The sequence below is a fragment of the Bacillus luti genome, assembly GCF_001884105.1.
Lineage (GTDB): Bacteria > Bacillota > Bacilli > Bacillales > Bacillaceae_G > Bacillus_A > Bacillus_A luti.
On record NZ_MACI01000078.1, the window covers coordinates 37598 to 59066 of the forward strand.

The window sequence follows — 21469 nt, forward strand, 5'->3', positions numbered from 1 at the left end:
TGGACACAAAGGTCCTTCTCTATCATAATAGTAAGACAGAAAATTTAGAGTTTTTATGGGGTTGGCCTTATAAGGAGGGAAAAAGATGAAAGAGTTGATTGTGATTACATTCGGAAACAATACATTACATAGTGTCATACAGCAGATTAAACGCTATATAGGAAAAGAAGCGACGATAAAGGGATATTCAATAGAAGAAGGAGTTGATGGAGACTTCTCTGGGAAAGTTGTGTTAATGACGGGAGAACCCGTATTGCAGCTTACATCTGAACAAGTTCGGGATGCCTCAAAAGTGATCATTGCAAGAAGGGCTTTACGATACGAAAACATTGAACAACTGTTTACATTAAAAGAAAAAACGCGGGTTTTATTGGTTAATGACTCAAAAGAAAGCTGTCTGGAAACCATTCAGCAGCTAAAAGGGCAAGGATTTCAATCGCTTTCCTTTTTTCCATATTATCCGGGGATCAAAACATATGAATCGTGCTCGGTAGCTATCACTCCAGGAGAATGTCATCTTGTGCCAAATGATATACCGCAGGTTATTGACATAGGGAATAGACAAGTGGACATTACAACCATAACGGAGATCTTGAGTGAATTAAATCTTTTATCTCAAAGAGGAGCAGTGGCTTCTTCAGAATTTGTAAGTGAAATTATCGGATTGACGAAGTACTTGTCTGTATTAAATTATAAGCTGGACCATTCTAATCTTTTACTAACAACGATTTTTGATAAATTTCCAAAAGCGTTATTATTTTGCGATGATCAAGGAATGATTACATATTTTAACGAGAAAACAAAACGGATGTTTGATGGTTATTTGTTATTGAATGCCAATATAAAAGACTTACTAGGCCGGGATTTTAAGTTACAACCAACATACAATCATGAAGATGAAATTTTTATTTTACATGATTATACATATATCGTCTCTATTGATAAAGTTGAAAAAGAAGGAGAGACGATTTGCTATCTAATAGAGTTTGAAAATTACGATACGTTAAAAAAAATCGATACGGTTATTCGTTCGAAATTAAAAAATAAAAAGTTTATTGCGCGCTATGACTTTACTCATCTATACTCACGAAGCACCAAAATGATAAAAACAGTGGAACTTGCAAAAAAAATGGCCAAACGGGATTCGACCGTCCTCATTCAAGGAGAAAGCGGTACAGGAAAAGAACTATTGGCACAAGCCATTCATAATGCTTCATTACGTGCCGAACAGCCATTTGTTGCTGTCAATTTTGCGGCGCTTTCCACTTCCATATTGGAAAGCGAGCTGTTCGGATATGAAGCAGGGGCGTTTACAGGTGCCAAAAAAGGCGGCAAAAGAGGGTTGTTCGAAGAGGCACATCAAGGAACGATTTTTATGGATGAGATTGGGGATGCGCCTCTTGATTTGCAAGTGAAGTTATTGAGGGTGCTGCAAGAAGGTGTGGTTCGAAGAGTCGGTGGAAATGAACAAGTTCCCATCGATATTCGCATCATTGCCGCAACAAATGTAAATCTGGAAGAAAAAGTGCAAGAAGGAACTTTCAGACAAGATTTATATTATCGATTAAATGTGCTTCCGCTTCAAACTTTACCGTTACGAGAAAGAAGAGAAGACATTTTACTATTGCTGCATTATTACATCAACAAGTTCAGTAATGGCGGGGTCTATCATGTAAACGAGTATATGGAAAAAGATACAATCGAATTTCTGCAGCATCATCCGTGGCCGGGGAATGTCCGAGAGCTTGTCAATGTAGTGGAATATATGGTGAATGTAAAAATGGCAGATCAAAAAATTGGAATAAGCGATTTGCCCCATTATGTGTTAAAAGAAGCCGCTAGTCAAAAAAATCCAGAAGGAAAAAAATTGTCTGACAGCATGCTGTCAGAAGAAGAACACGTACTGATGATCATTTATTTAAAATTTGGAATTGGTCGACGTAAAATTGCACTAGAGCTTGCACAAAGAGGCTTGAAAATAGGAGAAGGAAAAGTGAAGAGCATCATTGATACGTTACGGATTCAGCAGCTGATCCAGGTAAATAAAGGGGTTAGGGGGTGTGTTGTGACAGAAGAAGGAAAGAAATACGTTAACCGGATTTTTATGGGGAAATGATGAAATTGAATGTTCATGTTATGGTTATTTATCGTTGATCCAATTCAAGGGGGAACAGGCACATCTATCAATATGAATGCGAATGAAACCATCCATGCTTTATATAAACGAAACCGCAGTTTACAGCCAAACTGCGGCTTTTCAACGTACAAGGAATTACAAAAATTATTAGTTACTGCCTAAATGGTACCCCTCATTTATCAATATCTGTTTATGCTTTTTTAAACCTTGCAACAGAACCATAGTTACTATCTTTTCTAAAATAACATGTTCATTGGAAAGATCCTTATTCCAATTTACCCAACCTGTAATTCCACACATACACATCTCATCTCCTAATTTTAAAAGTATATTAACGAAATAAAATGTACACTAAGTTAAATGGTGATTATATAAATAGTGTACTACATGAATTAAATTACAGACTTGAGAAAATTTTCTTTGAACACATAGTTATGTGAGACAATGGCTAAGGAAAAGTATTCCATTGCATACAAAAAATAATAAAAAAGATGAGAGAAAATATTTGTTTAGACGTTATATAGGGTGTAAAAGCTTTTACAAAAAAATAAGGGGAATCGCTACATGAAATCAAATGAGAAAAATTTTATAAAAAGATTACAGCGACAAAAAGAAGATGCGCTAGAATTTGTTGTCGATACATACTTACCACTCATAAAGGGAATAACGCATAAAGTTCTTCTTCCAGTTCAAAATGATGGACTCATAGAGGAGTGTGTAAATGATATATTTCTTTCCATTTGGAATAACGCAAATAAATTTCATGGAGAGCCGAATGATTTTAAGAAATGGGTTGCGGCAATCGCGAAATTTAAGGCGATTGATTATTACCGGAAAGCGACTAAAAAAGTAGAAATTATTTCAGATGAGTTTCATATCAGTACGGAAAAGTCAGCTGAAGATGAATTAATCGTTATGGAAGATAGGGAAGAGTTATTAAAGCTTATTAATCAATTAGAACCGCTAGATCAAAAGGTGTTCATTATGAAATACCTTCTCGGTATGAAGACAGAGGAAATAGGTGACAAGTTAGGACTAACCCGGGCAGCGATCGATAATCGAGTGTACCGAGGGAAAAAGAAACTACAACAAAATGCTACGAATATTAATTTTGGAGGTAGTGCAATATGAAAGACATTTATGAACTATTAAATGACATTGATATAGATGAAAAAGAGCTTGAGGAAATTGAGACTTCTGAAATTGAAAAAGAAAAAGTAAAACGTAATGTAAAACAATCGATACGTACGAAGAAAAAGATGAAAAGTTGGAAAAAAGGTGTCGCTGCGGCATCTATTTTAGTAGGATTATCCGTTGCAACACTTGGTATCGGGTTTCCTACATATGCCGGGGGATTGCCAATTGTAGGTGACATATTCCGATTTTTAGATAATGGTAGAACAGGGTTATATGAAAATTATAAAGAGTTTTCGACTGAGTTGAATATGACGAGAGAGAGTAATGGGGTTAAGGTTACAATTAATGATGCTGTATTCGATGGTAGAACAATTACAATCACATATTCTATTGAGAGCGAAAAAGATTTAGGAGAGAAACCGTTCCCATTTGGAAGTCCGCAAGTGATGGGCTTTAATGGTGGAGGAGGTAGTTCGAACGTTACAAAAGTTGGAGAGGGAAAATATGTAGGTATGACTACGATGAGTGGTCATGGTAGTGAAAGGTTAGATGTTGCAAATGTTTGGTGGGATATAGAGGCAATTGAGTTGGATTATGAAGGGAATGTAATAAAGGGGAACTGGAATTTTGCACTTAGTTTAAAAGCAATGGATAGTAAGGAAGTAAAAGTTAATGGGGTTTCTGAAAATAAATTAATAAAAGTAAATATAGATAAAATGGAAGTAACCCCGATGTCCTTTATCGTTTTTTATAATCAGGAAGAATCTAAGGCATTAAGAAGTATATGGGATAGCGCTGATGTGGAATTAGAAATAAAAGATGATTTAGGCAATAAATATGCAGGTGAAGGAAATGGCGGAACTAGTACAGTAGCAGAACCGCATAAAAGTAGTTGGAGTTCCACATTCCAAAAGTTGAACGAAAATGCAACAAAGCTTATCGTTACACCTCGTGTTCATTTAAGAGTTCATACACCTGAAAATCATGGAGGAGTGGAATTTATTAATGGAGTCGAGAAGAAAATTGAAGTGCCGAATAAAGAAGCAAAAAAGAAAGATATTATATTAGATGATATCGTAATTGATTTAAAGAAATAAAAGAGAAACTGCCTAAAAACATTAGGCAGTCTCTTTTTCGTTAAAAACTAGTTACGAGTAACGCATGCGGATGTTGTGTTTTATACTCATCTTTCCACGGGATGTTTAGTTGTTCCCAAGATTCGCCGCTATCATTAGATTGAAACACGCCGTTGTTATTTAAAGTGTAAAACGTATGTGGTTCTGCTTGATTTGTCGCAAACATCGAAATGACTGTACCGATTGCTGATGGTAGTCCTTGCTGTACTTGCTGGAACGGAGTATCTTTCGTTTTACGATAAATATAAGATTCATAAGGTACACGGTGATGAGCGAGATCAGCACTCGGTGCGGCAGAAACGAGAATTGTATTACAATCAGCTGGATCGATAGCCATGCTGTATAAATAATGATGCTCAAGTCCGTCACTGCATGAAATCCAGCTATTTCCACTGTTATAGCTTTCAAGATATGCGCGATCAGGTCCGCCCATAAATCCGTCACCACATGATGCATAAAGGCGATTTGGTGCCTCAGGGTGCATGAGTAATTGATGAGCATCGATAGGAGCACCGAATTTTTTATCAATCCATGTATGTCCTTTATCGTTACTTTGAATAACGGCACCGGCTTCGATTGAAACGTGGATAGTATTTGGATTCTGTGGATCCACTGTAATCCAGCGTACGTGATGGGTAAAAGGTCTAGGCGGAAAAGCCCACGTATAAGAAGATAATAATGATTTCATATTTTTAAGTTCCGTCCACGTTTCACCACCGTTTTCTGAACGGAATAAAGCGCTCGGTTCTGTGCCGACATAAACGACGCCATATCCGTTAACTTGTTCATTAGGGCTTATCGTAATGGAAGTAATCGAAGAATGTAAAATACCATCTTCTTTTGGAAAATCAAAGTAACGATAAGAATCTCCAATCGGTCTCCATGAATCTCCACTATCGTCACTTAACCAGAGACCTCGTCCAAATGTTCCGCAATATACACGGTTTTGTTGGAATGGATCAACGGCGATACAGGTAGGTTGCATATTTTGCAAGTGATACGCTGTTTCATAGTTACCATATTGTTCTTTCACTACAACAAGTTCACGTTCCATACAGAGAAATAAACGTTTCATTTTAGTAACCTCCTTAAAAATTCTTTTATTAGTAAACAATATGAAAATAAAAAAGAAGTAGTCTTGTTTTTATTTGAGAAAAAGGGATTGTTTAAAAAGTAGCGAAGTGTGTATACAGAGGAAGTGGGCGTTTAACGGCAGCTAATATGGGATAAAGACGGGGAGTTTGTTCCATACTAATGTACAGATATTGTACTTAAAGGAGCATTCGTATGGGACATTCACATGATCACGGTCATTCTAACAATAAAAAGGCGCTACTAATTGCTTTTGTATTAACAACAAGTTTTATGATTGCTGAAGTTATTGGGGGATTTGTAACAAATAGTTTGGCCCTATTATCTGACGCGGGGCATATGTTAAGTGATGCGGTATCTTTAGCTTTAAGTTTACTTGCGTTTAAGCTTGGAGAAAAAACGGCAACTGCCGCAAAGACATATGGATATAAGCGAGTCGAGATGCTAGCTGCGTTATGTAACGGTGTCGTTCTTATTGTCATTTCAGTATACATTTTTATTGAAGCTATTCGTCGCTTTAAAGAACCAGTTGAGATTGCTAGTAATGGGATGCTTATTATTGCTGTACTTGGTCTACTGATTAATATTTTATCAGCTTGGATATTAATGAGAGGCGGAGATGTGAAAGGTAATTTGAATTTAAGAAGTGCTTTCTTACACGTATTAGGTGATCTATTAGGATCAGTCGGAGCGATTATTGCAGCACTACTTATTAAATTTTTTGGATGGACTGCTGCAGATGCGATTGCTAGTATTCTCGTGTCTATTTTAGTCATTATTAGTGGGTGGCGTGTAACACGTGATACGGTTCACATATTAATGGAAGGTGCACCGCAGCACATAAATGTTGAAGAAGTAAAAAAGACATTGTTAAGTATTGCGATTGTAAAGGAAGTTCATGATTTACACATATGGTCTGTCACATCGGATTTTCAAGTATTAACTTGCCACTTGATTATTAAAGGTAATGAAACGCAAAGTGTATTAAAAGAAGCTACGGATGTATTAAAGGAGAAGTTTCATGTAGAACATGTCACCATTCAAGTAGAAATTGATGGTGAATTCGCTCATAGTGAGACAACTTGCAAAGTATGAAAGAAAAAGGATACGAAAAAGTGTCATAACATTTTTCGCACGACATACATATATATAATGTGGCCACAAATACTTTGTAAGGTAAATATTTCATAAGATTACTTTACTTATTAAGAATCATCTTTTATAATCAAAAGTGGTAATTGATAAAGATTATCATTTTCAATGATCGTAGAAAGGAGTTTTTTAAAAGATGAGTAGTCAACTCCGTTTTGCTGTTGAAAATCGTAAGAGGCATTTAATTGATGAGTTAATTGGAGCAGGTGTGTTTAAAATTCGCGACCGACAATTATACGAGCTGTCTTTAGAGGAATTGGAAAAAGAGTACGAAGATATGGAAGATTATGCAGATATTCAGGCATAACTATATAGATTAGTAAAAGGGGAGCTGGTTACGATTTTGTGTAACCAGCTCTCCTTTTATCCCGCATTAACGGGCAGTAAGACCCCCACCTCAAAATTCAGCGGAAGCAAAGAAGTTAGGTGAGGGATCAACTGCCCGTAAAAGCCCGATTGGTTCAACTAATAATCAGTGGGGGATGAACAAAACCCCCACTGATTAAAGTTTCACTTTATTTCGTAGAAATTATTTTTTGTATTTCTTTCATTGGACGGAGCCAGTTTTGGGACATCATTTGTTCCATTTGTTTTTCATCCTGCTTCTGCAATGCTTGAATGATAGAGTGATGTTCTTCAATAGATTGACTTGCTGGAACAAAGTTTTGGAAAAACAAATATTCAAGGCGTAAAACATGAAGCTGCATATTTTCTAGAAAAGGCTCAATATATCGGTTTTTAGCAATAAAAGTAATTGTATTGTGGAATTGTATATCTAGTTGTAAAGCTCGTTTTGAGTTTTTTTCCTCTATAGATTGTTGAAAAGAATTATTTATTTCGGATAATAGTTTAATATCAGTAGCTGTAATTTTTTGAAGTGCTTGCTTTCCAATAATTGAGTGAAGACCAGCCATCGTCTCATAAATGATAGATACGTCTTCTAATTTAATCGGAGCAATTTTCGTTTTTTGCCCAGGTACCATTTCCACTAGACCAGAAAGCTCTAGAATTTGTAACGCCTCTCTAACTGGCGTTCTACTTACTCCAAGTGCTTCAGCCAATTCCCCATCATTAATTTTTTCATCAGGCTGTAGTACACCTTCAATAATCCAATCTTGTAGTTGATTTAAAACGAGTGATTTTGCCGAAACTCTTCCTGGTTTTTTATAATTTTGAGGGACAGGCATAGTGAATTCAATCCTTTCATTGTATATTTTCCTTTTTCGCATGAACAAGTTTTAATTTTGATTTTCCTTCATCCGGCTTTTGGCTTAATATGAGCACCATTATAATGACGCAAAAAGCGCCTAATAATTGAAAAGATTGAAACGGTACGTGCAATATAAGTACAGAAGAAATAATAGCCGCAAGCGGTTCTGTGCAACCGAATAATGTTGTTTCTTTCGGAGTAAGGTATCTTATGCTGTCTAAGTATAAATAAAATGCGATGAGTGTCCCGAAAATGACGACAAATGAAATGAGCGGGAGGGTACTTAGTTTTACATATTTCATAGTTGATAATAAAATGAATTCGTTTGTGGAAATAAAATGCAATATCGTTACGCTAATCCCCCCAATGATCATGCCCCATCCAACGATAACGGATGAAGACCATTTTTCTAACAACTCCTTTGAATATAAACTATAAAATGCAAGAGACAGTCCAGATAAAATCCCCCAAATAATAGCTGGTGTAGATACAGCTAAGTTATAAACAGACCCGTTTGTTAGTAAGAGGAAAGTTCCTACTAATGATAGGAAGATTGAAATGAAATCAATTTTTGATGGACGAATGTTCCATTTGAATAGTAAGTATACAGTGATAAATATAGGGGCTAAATATTGTAACAATGTTGCAACGGCAGCATTTCCTTCTTTAATAGAAGCAAAGTACGTGTATTGTACAGCAAGCATACCGAATAGGCCAAACAAAATCATTTTAATAGCATCAGATTTTTGTTTCCATATGCCGAATATTTCTTTTTTTCTCGTTCCAAATGATGAAATAAAGAGTAAGATAGTGCCGGATATAAGTAAACGGATTGTAACTAACCATTCAGTAGAAACATTTTCATATTGAAAAAGTTGTTGTGCAGCGGTTCCGGACAAGCCCCATAAACAAGCACCAATTACAACCATAATGATTCCTTTTAAACGATTTGGATCCATAAGGTATATAGTCCTCCTTTCAAAAAAACATATATTGGATACAATATGCAATATATCACAGAAAGAAACATCAATAAACTGAAATTTCTTACTTAATGTAAAGTTGTTATTCAAATTAAAGAAAATTTGTTAAATAAGAGAACAATAAAATAAAAAGGATTCCGTTTACGGAAGCCTTTTTATTTTGGATTATGAAGTGTAAGTAAAAGCTGGAATAGGATCAACAAATATACCCCAATCTTGTTTCATTTCTTTTTCTGTTAATAGACAGCTATCTAATGATTGTTCAATTAAAGAACGATTCATGTTAATTCCGATAAATACGAGTTCAGTTATTCGATCTCCGTATCGTTCATCCCAGTTTTTCAATACTTCGGGTTCTTCTGTAATGATTTGATTTTTTTCAGTTTCAGGTAATGCGGCTATCCATTCACCGGCACCTTGAATTGTAATAGAGGAACCTGCTTGAGATAGAAGGCCAATCATATTATTACGAGAGGCAAGCCAGAAAAATCCTTTCGCTCTCACAACATCTAAAGGCCATTTCTCTAACCAATTCATAAGGCGTTCAGGATGGAAAGGATATTTACGACGGTACACGAAGGAATTAATACCGTATTCTTCAGTTTCAGGTGCATGATGTTTACTATTTAACTCTTGAATCCATCCTGCTGATTGACTAGCTTCTTCATAATTAAATAAACGAGTGTTTAAGATTTCTTGTAAGGGTACTCTGCTAAATGAAGATTCAATAATTTTTGCACCTGGATTTAATTTTTTTAGTAAATGATGAAGTTCTTTTCTATCTTCTTTTTCTAATAAATCGATTTTATTAAGAATAATGACATTCGCAAACTCAATTTGATCAATTAATAAATCAATAACTTCCCGGTTATCATTTTCATCGATTGCCTGTTTTCGGTCTAGTAAGCTTTCTCCATCTGCAAAATCATCCCAAAATCTATTTGCGTCTACAACTGTAACCATCGTATCGAGGCGACAATTTTTCGTTAAATCAATGTTAAGAACTTCGTCGGTATAAGTAAACGTTTGGGCAACTGGAATAGGCTCACTTATACCTGAAGACTCAATTACAATATAGTCAATATCGCCATTTTCGACAAGACGATTCACCTCTATTATTAAATCTTCTCGTAGTGTACAGCAAATACAGCCATTTTGAATTTCTACTAGTTTCTCTTCCGTGCGTGAAAAACCACCTTTTTTTATAAGAGACGCATCAATGTTTATTTCGCTCATATCATTAACGATAACAGCTATTTTTAAGTTGTTTTTATTAGTCAAAATATGATGTAGTAAAGTGGTTTTCCCAGCTCCTAAAAATCCACTTAATACGGTAATAGGTACTTTTTTCATAAAATAATATCTCTCCTTTAAATCGTAATGATTACGTTTTATATTAAATGATGAAAAAGAAAAAATCAATAATAAATCATAATGATTACGATTTGAGAATAGAAATAGACTATACAATTTGTGTTGTAGTTGTATGAAATATTTGGACAAGCACACTATTTAATTATGAATAAAGCGGGGAGATAGTATTGATCTTTAATAGAGTTTCAAAAGAATTAATAGGAATAGCTCTTATTGCTATATTTATCTTTTTATTATTTTTTGTGGATTTTACAAGTCTAGCAAATTTGCATAAAAGTATTCCACAAGAATGGCTGAATGTGAATACGGTGTTTTTAAGTATTACTTTTGAAGCAATACCCTTTATTTTATTAGGCGTAGTTATTTCTTCTCTTATTCAAGTATTTTTGACGGAAGACATGATTCAAAAAGTATTGCCGAAAACGCCTATTGTTGCAATGATGCCAGCAGTGTTTGTTGGGATTGTTTTCCCAATGTGTGAATGTGTTATTGTACCAATTGTAAGAAGGCTGATTCAAAAAGGCTTACCTCTTCATGTGGGAATTGTCATTTTGCTTAGTGCACCTATTATGAATCCTGTTGTTCTTTTATCTACCGTATATGCGTTTCCAAAAAATGATGTGATTGTATATGCCCGTTTTGGTATAACAATTCTTGTCGCTCTATTCATAGGTCTACTCGTGTATTATTGCTATCGCGGCAAAAATATTTTAAAACATGTAGAGGTTCCAGTTCAGAAAAAACAAAAAAAGAGCTGGAGGGATGTTGTGAATCACACTGTTGATGAATTTTTTGATACTGGTAAATATTTATTAATTGGTGCTTTTTTAGCGAGTGTATTTCAAACGTTTTTTGATCGGAATATACTTGATACAGTAGCACATAACGAAGTGATTGCCCCAATTATTATGATGGGATTTGGTTATGTTTTATCAATTTGTTCAGCAGCCGATGCGTTTATAGCGGCATCTTTTGGACATGTATTTTCGACAAAATCAATTCTCGCATTTCTTGTGTTTGGACCTATGCTTGATTTGAAAAATACGTTAATGCTATTTGCATATTTTCAAAAGAGGTTTGTATTCTTTTTGATTGGAATTGTAATTTTATCGGTGTATATTATCTTGCAAATTACAATGTTATAGGGGGAGGAAAGAATGGGGGAACAGAATCAGAAGGTATATCACCGCTATATTCGTGGCATTATTTTAATTGGTTTAGCAATGCTTTTATTTAAACTACTTGTCACAGGAAATATTTATAATTTTATTGCTCCAAAAATGATTAAATTTACGTATATAGCTTTTGTATTCATTTTACTTCTTGGTTCCTTACAAGTTTGGGGAGATGGAAGAGAGGATCAAGATGACTGTAATTGTTGTAAAAATCATAGGACATCAAAATCCAGAATGAAAAGTTTTTTTGTATATGCTTTATTTGTCGTTCCAATTATTAGTGCTTTTCTATTTGCAGGTGTAACAATTGACGGAAGTTTAGCAGCCAAAAGGGGCCTGAATCAAAGTGCACAGGCGAGAAGTATGGAAAAGAACGAAAAAGAGGGAAGAGAAGAAAATTCTGATTGGCGAGAAGTATTAGTTAATCAAGATGAAACATCCAACTTATCAACAACGTATCAATCAGAAGAACAATTAACAAAAAGTATGTTAAAGCAGCACAAAATACAAGTAAAGGATAAGGATTATGTTCAGGTAATGAATATAATTGGACAAGATGTTAATGGGTTTAAAGGGAAAGAAATTACATTCTCAGGGTTTATATATAATGATAAAGATGTGTCGGGTGATAAAGTGGTAGTAGCTCGATACGGCATAACTTGTTGTATTGCGGATGCATCAGTCTGGGGGATGATTGCTACAGGACAAGATGTCGAAAAATTTTCAGAAGAAACATGGGTGAAAATAACAGGTTTATTAGATGGAACGACATATAAAAGAACGCTATTTCCACTTTTGAAAATAAGTAAAGTAGAAAAGATTAATAAGCCAACAGATCCATATGTATATGATAGTTTACCTCAATAAAAAAGGGCTAATTCTTCATCTTTTTATGAAATAAAATCATAATTACAATGACAAAAAAGTAAAGATAAGAGTAATTTGGTTTGTTAAAAATGTGTGTATAAGTTTTGGGATGAGGTAAAAGAGAAGCACCCTCATTTTCAATTTGAGCATTCATATGGACTTGGAATATTATTTCCAAAAGGTTGTAGTGATAAGGTTGCGGAATTACTTAAAAACAAAGAAGAAATACAAAATATGTATAAATAAAAGTGGAGCATGCATCATTTTAATGATGTGTGTTTTTTTGTGGATAAAAATGGTGATTTTTAAAAACTGAGGATAATAGTAAAAAATCTTATTGTGGCAAATATTAAAAAAGTTATTCTTGGATTGTTCTATATAAAAATGTAACATTTTTTATATTTTCCATTGCGAAAAGTAACATCTACTTTTACAATAGAAAAGGTGTTATATTATACTGGAAAAATAAATCGAAATAATATGAAAATTTTGTTTTGTCTTCGCTAATTGTATATTACATACATGTAAGACGACACACGTCATGTTATCGACTTGTAAGGAGAGAAAAAATGAAAAGTGTAAGATTACCATCAATGCTAGAAATCATAGTTCTTTTATTACTATTTCTTGCTGTTGTCTTTTCCTTCCAAACGATTTTTGATCTCCCAATTCAATTGGCGCTATTTATTTCATGGTTTTTAGTAATTGCGCTTGGATTAAGATTAGGATTTCGTTATCAAGAATTGCAAGATGCAATTACGAAAGGGATTTCTAACGGATTAGAAGCAATACTCATTTTAGTTGCAGTAGGTGCTTTAATTGGAACTTGGATTGCTGGTGGCGTTGTACCAACATTAATCTATTATGGATTAGAATTTATTCACCCTAGCATATTCTTATTAGCAACATTAATTATTTGTTCGATAACTTCTATCGCGACAGGAACATCATGGGGAACAGTTGGAACAGCAGGTATTGCTATGATGGCGATTGGTGAAGGACTTGGTTTACCACTTCCACTTGTTGCTGGTGCAGTTCTTTCAGGAGCTTATTTCGGCGACAAATTATCACCACTTTCTGATAGTACAGTTCTTGCAGCTTCTATGGCGAAAGTAGATGTTATTGCTCACGTTCGAGCTATGCTCGTATTAGATGTTCCGGCTTACATTATTACTAGCATTATGTTTACTGTTGCTGGTTGGATGTATGGCGGCGATAATGTAGATTTGAATCGAGTAGAGTTTTTAAAAGAAGCTTTATTAAAGGAATTTGATATTAAAATATGGATGCTTGTTCCGGCGGTCATTGTTATCGCACTATTAGCGATGAAGAAACCGTCTATGCCAACAATTGCAATGGGAGCTTTAATTGGTGCAATTTGGGCAACTCTTTTCCAAGGAATGAACTTTGGGGAGGCGATTGGAACAGCGTATAACGGATTTTCAATTCAATCTGGTGTTGAGTTTGTTGATAAGTTATTAAACCGTGGTGGAATTAACGGTATGCTTGGCTCAGTAGCCGTAATTATTTTCGGTTTAGGATTTGGTGGATTACTTGAAAAACTAGGTGTTTTAAAAGTAATCGTATCAAAATTTGAGAAGAAATTAAATTCTGCGGGTAATGTAACATTGTCTACATTAATCGTAGCATTTTTAGCTAATGTATTTGGTTGTGCGATGTATGTATCACTAATTTTAACACCGAAAATTATGGAAGATAGCTATGATAAATTAAAAATAGACCGCCGTGTATTAGCGCGTAACTCAGAAGTAGGTGGAACGTTAACTTCAGGTATGGTTCCATGGTCTGATAATGGTATTTTTATGGCTGGTATTTTAGGTGTAGCAACGTTCTCATACGTTCCATTTATGTGGTTAAGCTTCGTATCGTTAATTTTAGCGGTTATTTATGGATACACAGGCAAATTCATTTGGTATGTAGATGATGCAGATAAAGGAAAGCAAGCATCATAAATAAAAAATCACCTTCTACATAATGTGGAAGGTGATTTTTTTTATCGGAGCGTACCCTATCTAGAATGGTCCGATTGGTGTAGGCTGCTACTCATAGGGGGGATGGATACCTCACATATTAATGCTTCACGTTGTTTCCGGCACACTTCATGTTAAGAGGTTGTTAAAAATAAGTCTGAAATATTTATATATACGAGTGAGAATTCTTATCATTTGAGTGGAAGTCTGTTAATATAAGAAATGTAGGTATTATATTTTCAAGGGGATGAAAAAATGGAGTACAGAATTGAAAGAGATACAATAGGAGAAATAAAAGTTCCAGCTGATAAATTATGGGCAGCTCAGACGCAGCGTAGTAAAGAAAACTTCCCGATTGGTACAGAGCAAATGCCGCTTGAAATTGTAAAAGCATTTGCAATTTTAAAGAAGAGTGCAGCGCTTAGCAATCAAAAATTAGAGAAGTTATCAGAAGAAAAAGCAGAAGCAATTGTGGCAGCAGCTGACGAAGTGATTGCAGGGAAATGGAATGAGCATTTTCCACTTGTCGTATGGCAAACTGGTAGTGGTACACAATCGAATATGAATGTGAACGAAGTAATTGCAAATCGTGGGAATCAAATTTTGAAAGAAAAGGGATCTGACGTACATATTCATCCGAATGATGATGTGAACATGTCTCAAAGCTCAAATGATACATTTCCAACAGCGCTTCATGTAGCTTGTGTAATCGCAGTAGAAAATCACGTATTACCAGCGATTACGAAGTTAAAAGAAACATTAGCAGAAAAGGTAACTGCATTTGAACACATTATTAAAATTGGTCGTACACATTTACAAGATGCAACACCGTTAACATTAGGGCAAGAAATTAGCGGATGGCACCGTATGCTTGAAAAAACAGAGCGTATGATTGCTGAGAGCAATACATATATGAAAGAGTTAGCAATCGGTGGTACTGCGGTTGGAACTGGTATTAATGCGCATCCTAAATTTGGTGAAATGGTATCAGAGGAAATTAGCCAATTTACAGGTAAACAATTTGTTTCTGCACCAAATAAGTTCCATGCCTTAACGAGTCATGATGAAGTTGTATATACTCATGGTGCATTAAAAGCATTAGCTGCAGATCTAATGAAAATAGCTAACGATGTACGTTGGCTTGCAAGTGGCCCACGTAGTGGTCTTGGGGAAATTATTATTCCTGCTAATGAACCAGGAAGCTCTATTATGCCAGGTAAAGTAAATCCAACGCAAAGTGAAGCATTAACAATGGTTGTAGCGCAAGTTATGGGGAATGATGCAACAATCGGGTTTGCTGCGAGCCAAGGTAATTTTGAGCTAAATGTATTTAAACCAGTTATCGCTTACAACTTCTTACAATCAGCACACTTATTAGCAGATGCGATTGTTTCGTTTAATGACAATTGTGCAGTTGGTATTGAAGCGGATGAAGAAGTGATTAATGAAAATGTGAATCGTTCATTAATGCTTGTAACAGCGCTAAACCCGCATATTGGATATGAAAATGCAGCGAAAATTGCGAAGCACGCTCATAAAGAAGGATTAACTTTAAAAGAAGCAGCATTGCAATCTGGATTACTAACAGAAGAGCAATTTGATGAAATTGTAGATCCAAAGAAAATGATCGCACCGAAAGAATAATAGAAGAAGCCAAGGTTTGTAATGTAGAATCTTGGCTTTTTTATATTTATTTATAAGCCCTTGTTGGAAATGAATTACAAATGAATGGTTTTGCATGAATTAATGGAGTGATCGATTCATTACTTTCATATTTGGACAGTTTTCTTTTAAGAGTGAAATGAACGCTTCCTCTTCTTGAGGTACAAAAACTGTAACTGAGTTAAATAAATTGTAATGTATCTCCAGTTTTTGTCTAGTCCATTTTTTTGAATGTAGTTTGTTACCAGAGTATTTAATGTACCGAATATCTTTAAATGGAATTTCAGTACGCAATATGAAACCGTATTTTACAATAAGAGATGATTCCGTTATGTTGTAGTGAGAAAAATAAAATGAAGAAAGATTTATGACATTTAACAGCATCATGAGAGTGAAAAAAATAGAATGTTCATTTTGGAAGAATAGTGAAATGAAAAAAATCATTATAAATAATGTAATGAAAATGAAGTGAAATGGATTTTTTTTCGCTTTAAATTTCAAGTTAGTCACCTCGGTATACGTGTTCTTTATATAAATTAAATCACAATATTATAATGTAACGTAAAAATATGCAGTATTGCATATTTTTACGTTGCGTTATTCGTGTAAACTTTTTTGATGGGATACATGTAAAAAAGTTTTTTAATAGTGGAGTGGCATAAAGTGTGACGGGCATGAAAAGAGTGAAAATAGTATTCATAATGAGTTGTATAATGATTAATGGTGGCTGTTCAAAAGAATTCATTGAGGATGGAAACCGCAAACATGTATTTGTTCAAGCGAGTAAAGTTTTAGTAGAAGTTGTTTATAAAATATATAGAAGCTAAAAAGTGTTTCCATGTGCGGAAACACTTTTTTTGTAGTTGAAAATGAGTAAGGAAGTTTTGGAATGAGTAAATGCCGGTTCCATGTTTAATCAGGTCTTTCTCATTTAAATGTTGAACAGCGTATTTTACTTCTTTCAATATGATAGGAAAAGCCCTAGTGTATGATGTGAACTATAAATTTGTTTCACAATAAACCAAGGGTATTGAAGAATAGTCATGTTTTGTTTCGTGTTTTAAGGTGTTTCGATAGATGTTTTTTTAAAAGTTTATAAAATAGGCAAACGAAACATTGAAATGTTTATTTTCGGTATGTTAAGATGATGAAGTGATAACAAACGATATTATGAAATGTTTGTTTTTAAAATAAACGTTTTGAAGGAGTGTTTAGTATGAGCGATATTTCAGAGAAATTTTGGGATGCATCGGTGGAGGAATTGAAGAAAGGATATGTGTTTGATGCAGCGGCGGAAGAATATATTTGTTTAGCTTGCGGAGAAACGTTTATAAAAGGCGTTATTTATCAAGATAATCAAGTTTTGTATGAAGCAGAGAAGTTTGCCCAATTGCATATTCAGAATGAGCATACATCTATGTTTGATTATTTATTAAATATGGATAAGAAATTTACTGGTTTAACGGATTTGCAAAAGAAAATGGTGCAGTTTTTCCATATGGGGCTGAATGATAAAGAGATTGTAAAAGAGATGGATGGCGGAAGCACATCAACAATTCGCAATCATCGATTTACATTACGAGAGAAAATGAAGCAAGCAAAAGTATTTTTAGCGTTAATGGAATTATCAGAAGAAAAATCAAAAGTACAAACAAAATTTGTACCAATTCATAGAACAGCAACAATGGTAGATGATCGCTACAATATTACGGAAGAAGAAAATGATGAAGTATTAAAAGCGCATTTTACAGAAGGATTAGATGGACCGCTTTCTAAATTTCCAAAAAAGCAAAAGCGTAAATTGATTATATTACGCCATTTAGTGAAGAAGTTTGATAGTAATAAAAAGTATACTGAAAAAGAAGTAAATACAGTGATAGAAAATGTATACCCAGATTTCGTAACTTTGAGAAGATATTTAATTGAGTATGGTTTTTTAGATAGAACAGCTGATGGAAGCCAATATTGGGTGAAGTTATAATAATGCATAAAAGAAAATGAATAGTAGCACATCATTATAACAACTATACAAAGAGATAGAGTTTGAAAATAGATTTTGAATAAAAGGAGAAATGAAATTTGAAACCACCTACAGAGAATAATAAAGAAGGTGCGGAGTCACACAAGTTAGAAAGTGAGAGTAAACCGATATGGAAATCAATGTCGGTGTTTTTAGTACCGTTACTATTAAGTAATGTATTACAATCAGTTGGACAATTATTTGGTATGGTAGTAGTGGGAAGATGGCTTGGTGTAAATGATTTAGCAGCTATATCAGCTTTCTTTCCGTTATTTTTCCTACTCGTTTCATTCGTAATTGGTATTGGTTCAGGAAGTTCTATATTAATTGGTCAGGCGTTTGGTGCTAAAAACGAAGATCGTTTAAAAGCGATCGTTGGTACGACACTTACGTTTACATTTATTATTGGAGTTGTGTTGGCGATAATAGGTAGTATTTTTGCGATGGATATTATGCGCCTAATGGGAACGCCAGAAAACATTATAGAAATAAGTGTACATTATGCACGAATATTATTTATATCGATGCCAGTATTATTTTTATATTTCGCATACACAACATTTATGAGAGGTACAGGAGATTCTAAAACGCCATTTTATTTTTTAATTGTAAGTACAGCGCTAAATATGATCTTATTACCAATTCTTATTTTTGGATGGTTAGGAGCTCCGAAATTAGATGTGTATGGAGCAGCCTATGCTTCTGTTATATCTACAGTTATTACGTTTATTGTCATGTTAGTGTATTTAAAGAAGAAAAATCACCCATTACAATTGGATGGCACGGTTAGGAAATACCTTCGGATGGATGGGGAGTTATTAAAGTTATTGCTACGACTTGGTATTCCAGCGAGTATTAATATGATATTAGTTTCATTATCTGAAATCGCGGTAATTGCGTTTGTAAATCGTTACGGCTCGGATGCAACAGCTGCTTATGGTGTTGTGAACCAAGTTGCAAGTTATGTACAGATGCCAGCCGTTAGTCTTGGTATTACTGTCTCCATTTTTGCGGCGCAATCAATTGGTGCGAATCAATTTGATCGATTGCAGAAAGTTGTAAAGGCTGGAATTATTATGAATTATGTCATCGGTGGTGTATTAATATCCCTTATTTACTTGTTCTCAAGAGACATTTTATCGCTATTTTTGACGAGTCAAACTACAATTGATATTGCTCATAGCTTAGTTATGATTACATTATGGAGCTATTTGATTTTCGGGCATGCGCAAATTATTAGTGCGACAATGCGAGCAAGTGGTACAGTACTATGGCCAACCGTTATCGGTGTTGTATCAATTTGGCTTGTTGAGGTGCCTGTAGCGTATTACCTTTCTTACCATACAAGCCTTGGAATAGAAGGAATATGGATTGGGTACCCGGCAGCGTTTATTGTCAGTTTAATATTACAGTATGCATATTATAAGCTTTCATGGCAGAAGAAACGAATTACACGATTAGTTAGTTAAATCATACAAATGTCCCTAAGTTATTACACTTAGGGACATTTTTTGTGTAAGTGTGGGTTTACAAATAGCTTTTTAAAGTTATATCAAAATGTTGTCTAATGAGTTTTTTATCACTCATATAAAACTCCCACGCTTTTTCCGGCTCGCCGATAATTTCAAAGGATTCCTCTGTAATATATAAAGCACAATTATCTTCTAGTGCAATCCCTTCTATACTACCTTGATGATTTTGTAAAAAGGAATGAAAGGCGTTCATTCTGTTTAATTGGTTATAATGCGGGCAAAATCTTTTGTTCACGATACCCCATCCGTTACTCTCGATATAGCCAGACCCCTCATAATCCGATCGGATACTAGATGTAAACCAACACATAGCCCCAGCGCTATACCCCGCAATAAGTGTGCCGCGTTGCAAAGCCGATAGTAACTTTTCAGTTAATCTATGTTCTTTCCATTGTGTAAGCATGTGAATATAGTTTCCACCACCGAGATAAATGAAATCAGCTGAATGAATCATTTCGTCTATTTCATATTTCGAAGGTGTATCAGTTATAGTACGTAAAATTTGTACGTCACAATGTAATTGTTTTTCAAACGTGTCTAAAAATAATTTTATATAGCTTTCATCATCATAACTAGCTGTAGGGATAAATAATACTTTTGGATACAGTTTACCTGTTAATTCTATAAGTCGTTCATTAATAAGCGAGTGATTGGGATCTTGTAAATCACCGCCACCAATGACAGCTAATTTCATAGTAAAGCACCACCTAATCATTTTTGTTATATAAAAATTCGATAGAAGAGAGTTACATTCCTTCCATAAATAAATGATGATATGGAAGGAAGAGAGAAAAATTATATAAAAATAGTAAGAGGTGCGGTGTTTTTTACATCGTAAGGAATTAGAAACGATAGGTTGATAAATAATATGAGATACATATCGTTACAAAATATAGAAGTCATCTAGATGAATATTACGAAAAATCATTGAATATAGAGTATGTATATATAATCCTAGGAAATAGTAATGATTTCACAAAAAAAGTTTTTTACTTTTTATGGGAACTTTTATTACAATATGGTAAAATTATTTAAATATATTTATTTAATACGAAATGAAGTGAGGGAGCGTGAAAGAGTGGATTTTCGATTTGAATTTGCAGCGAAGGTAAAAGAATATTTGGATGATGAAAAAGATGAAAAAATAATAAAAGATGGACACAGAGATATCATTTTTCGATATTTATATCCGTTAGAGAGTGAGATTGGCATTTTTAAAAATCCTAACTTTACATTTTTTGCATCAGGAAGACGTTCACATATAGTATTAGAAAATATTGAATTTAAAACAGAAGTAAACGTAGAAAGTAATATAATTGAAATTACAAAAATAGTGGATAATGTGGTTATTCCGTTAGATACTATCGTAGCGAAAGATAAGGAATTATTTGCACTTGGGCGTAATGAAAAGTTTGGTGTGCAAATATTAGAGTATTATCTCTTTGATACATTTGGAGAGAAGTTAGGTTTACAATGAGTGGAATGGAATCCATATTCATAATTAGTGGATATTCGGTTGTATTATTCAAGTTTGACCTTTCATTTAATTTATACTACAATTCGTAGTGTGAAAGGAGCTTCACTATGTTTACTCAAAACTATAAGTTAAATGAGCAAGGCTTAAATCACTTCTTTGGACCGCTTGAAGCGAAAATTATGGAGATTGTTTGGTCTACTGAAGGTATTAGCATTAAAGAAGTGCAGCAGAAATTAAGTGAAGAATCACCGGTGAATTTTAATACTGTTATGACAGTTATGAACAGGTTAGTAGAGAAGTTCCACTTAGAAAAACAGACTGTGAAAAGAAGTGGCATATATCGTGCAGTACAAACAAAAGAAGAATTCTTATCCAATCAAACGAAGAAAATGACACAGGAATTAATGGGGGAATTTGGAGATTTAGTTGTCAATCATATGCTAGATGAGTTAGAGCAGGCTGATCCGACTTTAATCAAAAAATTAGAAGACAAATTGAGCCAATTAAAAAAAGAGGATCGATAA

Annotated in this window: 20 protein-coding genes and 3 pseudogenes; 16 read left to right on the forward strand and 7 right to left on the reverse strand. The window is 34.3% G+C overall.

Features of this window, described 5'->3' with window-relative positions; genetic code table 11:
• Window positions 1-85: 85 nt before the first annotated feature.
• Both BAQ48_RS18810 and BAQ48_RS27225 read left to right on the forward strand, forming a co-directional pair.
• Complete coding sequence (locus BAQ48_RS18810; RefSeq protein WP_071712340.1) at window positions 86-2116, forward strand: sigma-54 interaction domain-containing protein; 2031 nt, start codon at window positions 86-88, stop codon at window positions 2114-2116.
• Window positions 2117-2200: 84 nt separating this feature from the next.
• Window positions 2201-2299 (forward strand): annotated as a pseudogene (locus BAQ48_RS27225) (IS6 family transposase); the annotation flags it as partial.
• 42 nt (window positions 2300-2341) lie between these two features.
• Here BAQ48_RS27225 and BAQ48_RS18815 read toward each other — a convergent pair.
• Window positions 2342-2443: pseudogene (locus tag BAQ48_RS18815) on the reverse strand (asparagine synthetase); the annotation flags it as partial.
• A 258-nt stretch (window positions 2444-2701) separates the two neighbouring features.
• On the opposite strand from BAQ48_RS18815, the gene BAQ48_RS18820 reads away from it, so the two are divergent.
• The gene (locus tag BAQ48_RS18820) at window positions 2702-3268 is read left to right on the forward strand and encodes a sigma-70 family RNA polymerase sigma factor (protein ID WP_071712341.1); all 567 of its coding nucleotides are present in this window, start codon (window positions 2702-2704) and stop codon (window positions 3266-3268) included.
• Window positions 3265-4371 carry a DUF4179 domain-containing protein gene (locus tag BAQ48_RS18825; protein WP_071712342.1) on the forward strand — a complete coding sequence of 369 codons (1107 nt, stop codon included), beginning with the start codon at window positions 3265-3267 and terminating at the stop codon, window positions 4369-4371. The genes BAQ48_RS18820 and BAQ48_RS18825 overlap by 4 nt, the downstream gene beginning before the upstream one ends.
• 40 nt (window positions 4372-4411) lie before the next feature.
• Here the strand turns inward: BAQ48_RS18825 and BAQ48_RS18830 are convergent, their stop codons facing one another.
• On the reverse strand, window positions 4412-5485 hold the full coding sequence (locus BAQ48_RS18830) for a WD40/YVTN/BNR-like repeat-containing protein (protein ID WP_071712343.1): 1074 nt from the start codon (window positions 5483-5485) through the stop codon (window positions 4412-4414).
• Window positions 5486-5697: 212 nt separating this feature from the next.
• On the opposite strand from BAQ48_RS18830, the gene BAQ48_RS18835 reads away from it, so the two are divergent.
• Both BAQ48_RS18835 and fbpA read left to right on the forward strand, forming a co-directional pair.
• A complete protein-coding gene (locus tag BAQ48_RS18835) occupies window positions 5698-6597 on the forward strand; it encodes a cation diffusion facilitator family transporter (protein WP_071712344.1) in 900 nt (299 codons plus the stop codon).
• A gap of 193 nt (window positions 6598-6790) precedes the next feature.
• Window positions 6791-6961, forward strand: a complete 171-nt coding sequence (fbpA, locus tag BAQ48_RS18840) for a Fur-regulated basic protein FbpA (RefSeq protein WP_000098301.1) — start codon at window positions 6791-6793, stop codon at window positions 6959-6961.
• A gap of 208 nt (window positions 6962-7169) precedes the next feature.
• Here the strand turns inward: fbpA and BAQ48_RS18845 are convergent, their stop codons facing one another.
• The 3 genes from BAQ48_RS18845 to BAQ48_RS18855 all read right to left on the reverse strand — a co-directional run bounded on the left by BAQ48_RS18845 (window position 7170) and on the right by BAQ48_RS18855 (window position 10200).
• Entirely contained in the window at window positions 7170-7841 is a 672-nt protein-coding gene (locus BAQ48_RS18845) for a GntR family transcriptional regulator (protein ID WP_071712345.1), read from the reverse strand.
• Between the two features lie 16 nt (window positions 7842-7857).
• Window positions 7858-8823: a DMT family transporter gene (locus BAQ48_RS18850; RefSeq protein WP_071712346.1), complete on the reverse strand. Its 966-nt coding sequence runs from the start codon at window positions 8821-8823 to the stop codon at window positions 7858-7860.
• A gap of 189 nt (window positions 8824-9012) precedes the next feature.
• Window positions 9013-10200: a GTP-binding protein gene (locus tag BAQ48_RS18855; RefSeq protein WP_071712347.1), complete on the reverse strand. Its 1188-nt coding sequence runs from the start codon at window positions 10198-10200 to the stop codon at window positions 9013-9015.
• 188 nt (window positions 10201-10388) lie between these two features.
• Between BAQ48_RS18855 and BAQ48_RS18865 the strand changes: the two genes are divergently transcribed.
• From BAQ48_RS18865 to fumC, 5 genes and pseudogenes are all read left to right on the forward strand, one after another.
• A complete protein-coding gene (locus BAQ48_RS18865; protein ID WP_071712348.1) occupies window positions 10389-11366 on the forward strand; it encodes a permease in 978 nt (325 codons plus the stop codon).
• A 12-nt stretch (window positions 11367-11378) separates the two neighbouring features.
• The gene (locus BAQ48_RS18870; protein WP_071712349.1) at window positions 11379-12263 is read left to right on the forward strand and encodes a TIGR03943 family putative permease subunit; all 885 of its coding nucleotides are present in this window, start codon (window positions 11379-11381) and stop codon (window positions 12261-12263) included.
• A 93-nt stretch (window positions 12264-12356) separates the two neighbouring features.
• Window positions 12357-12509, forward strand: a pseudogene (locus tag BAQ48_RS18875) (class I SAM-dependent methyltransferase); the annotation flags it as partial.
• A 323-nt stretch (window positions 12510-12832) separates the two neighbouring features.
• Complete coding sequence (nhaC, locus tag BAQ48_RS18880; protein ID WP_071712350.1) at window positions 12833-14236, forward strand: Na+/H+ antiporter NhaC; 1404 nt, start codon at window positions 12833-12835, stop codon at window positions 14234-14236.
• Window positions 14237-14509: 273 nt separating this feature from the next.
• Window positions 14510-15898, forward strand: a complete 1389-nt coding sequence (gene fumC / locus BAQ48_RS18885; protein WP_000456595.1) for a class II fumarate hydratase — start codon at window positions 14510-14512, stop codon at window positions 15896-15898.
• A gap of 99 nt (window positions 15899-15997) precedes the next feature.
• On the opposite strand, the gene BAQ48_RS18890 is transcribed toward fumC, so the two are convergent.
• Window positions 15998-16417 carry a PH domain-containing protein gene (locus BAQ48_RS18890; RefSeq protein ID WP_071712351.1) on the reverse strand — a complete coding sequence of 140 codons (420 nt, stop codon included), beginning with the start codon at window positions 16415-16417 and terminating at the stop codon, window positions 15998-16000.
• 200 nt (window positions 16418-16617) lie between these two features.
• On the opposite strand from BAQ48_RS18890, the gene BAQ48_RS28420 reads away from it, so the two are divergent.
• From BAQ48_RS28420 to BAQ48_RS18905, 3 genes are all read left to right on the forward strand, one after another.
• Complete coding sequence (locus BAQ48_RS28420) at window positions 16618-16743, forward strand: hypothetical protein (RefSeq protein ID WP_264158191.1); 126 nt, start codon at window positions 16618-16620, stop codon at window positions 16741-16743.
• Between the two features lie 389 nt (window positions 16744-17132).
• Window positions 17133-17897: a DUF2087 domain-containing protein gene (locus BAQ48_RS18900; RefSeq protein WP_071712352.1), complete on the forward strand. Its 765-nt coding sequence runs from the start codon at window positions 17133-17135 to the stop codon at window positions 17895-17897.
• 98 nt (window positions 17898-17995) lie between these two features.
• Complete coding sequence (locus tag BAQ48_RS18905; protein WP_071712353.1) at window positions 17996-19405, forward strand: MATE family efflux transporter; 1410 nt, start codon at window positions 17996-17998, stop codon at window positions 19403-19405.
• 58 nt (window positions 19406-19463) lie between these two features.
• Here the strand turns inward: BAQ48_RS18905 and BAQ48_RS18910 are convergent, their stop codons facing one another.
• Window positions 19464-20162 (reverse strand): peptidase E, encoded by a 699-nt coding sequence (locus tag BAQ48_RS18910; protein ID WP_071712354.1) that lies wholly within the window; start codon window positions 20160-20162, stop codon window positions 19464-19466.
• A gap of 384 nt (window positions 20163-20546) precedes the next feature.
• Here BAQ48_RS18910 and BAQ48_RS18915 point away from each other — a divergent pair, with 384 nt between their 5' ends.
• Entirely contained in the window at window positions 20547-20945 is a 399-nt protein-coding gene (locus tag BAQ48_RS18915; RefSeq protein ID WP_071712611.1) for a DUF3942 family protein, read from the forward strand.
• A gap of 107 nt (window positions 20946-21052) precedes the next feature.
• Window positions 21053-21469: a BlaI/MecI/CopY family transcriptional regulator gene (locus tag BAQ48_RS18920; protein ID WP_071712355.1), complete on the forward strand. Its 417-nt coding sequence runs from the start codon at window positions 21053-21055 to the stop codon at window positions 21467-21469.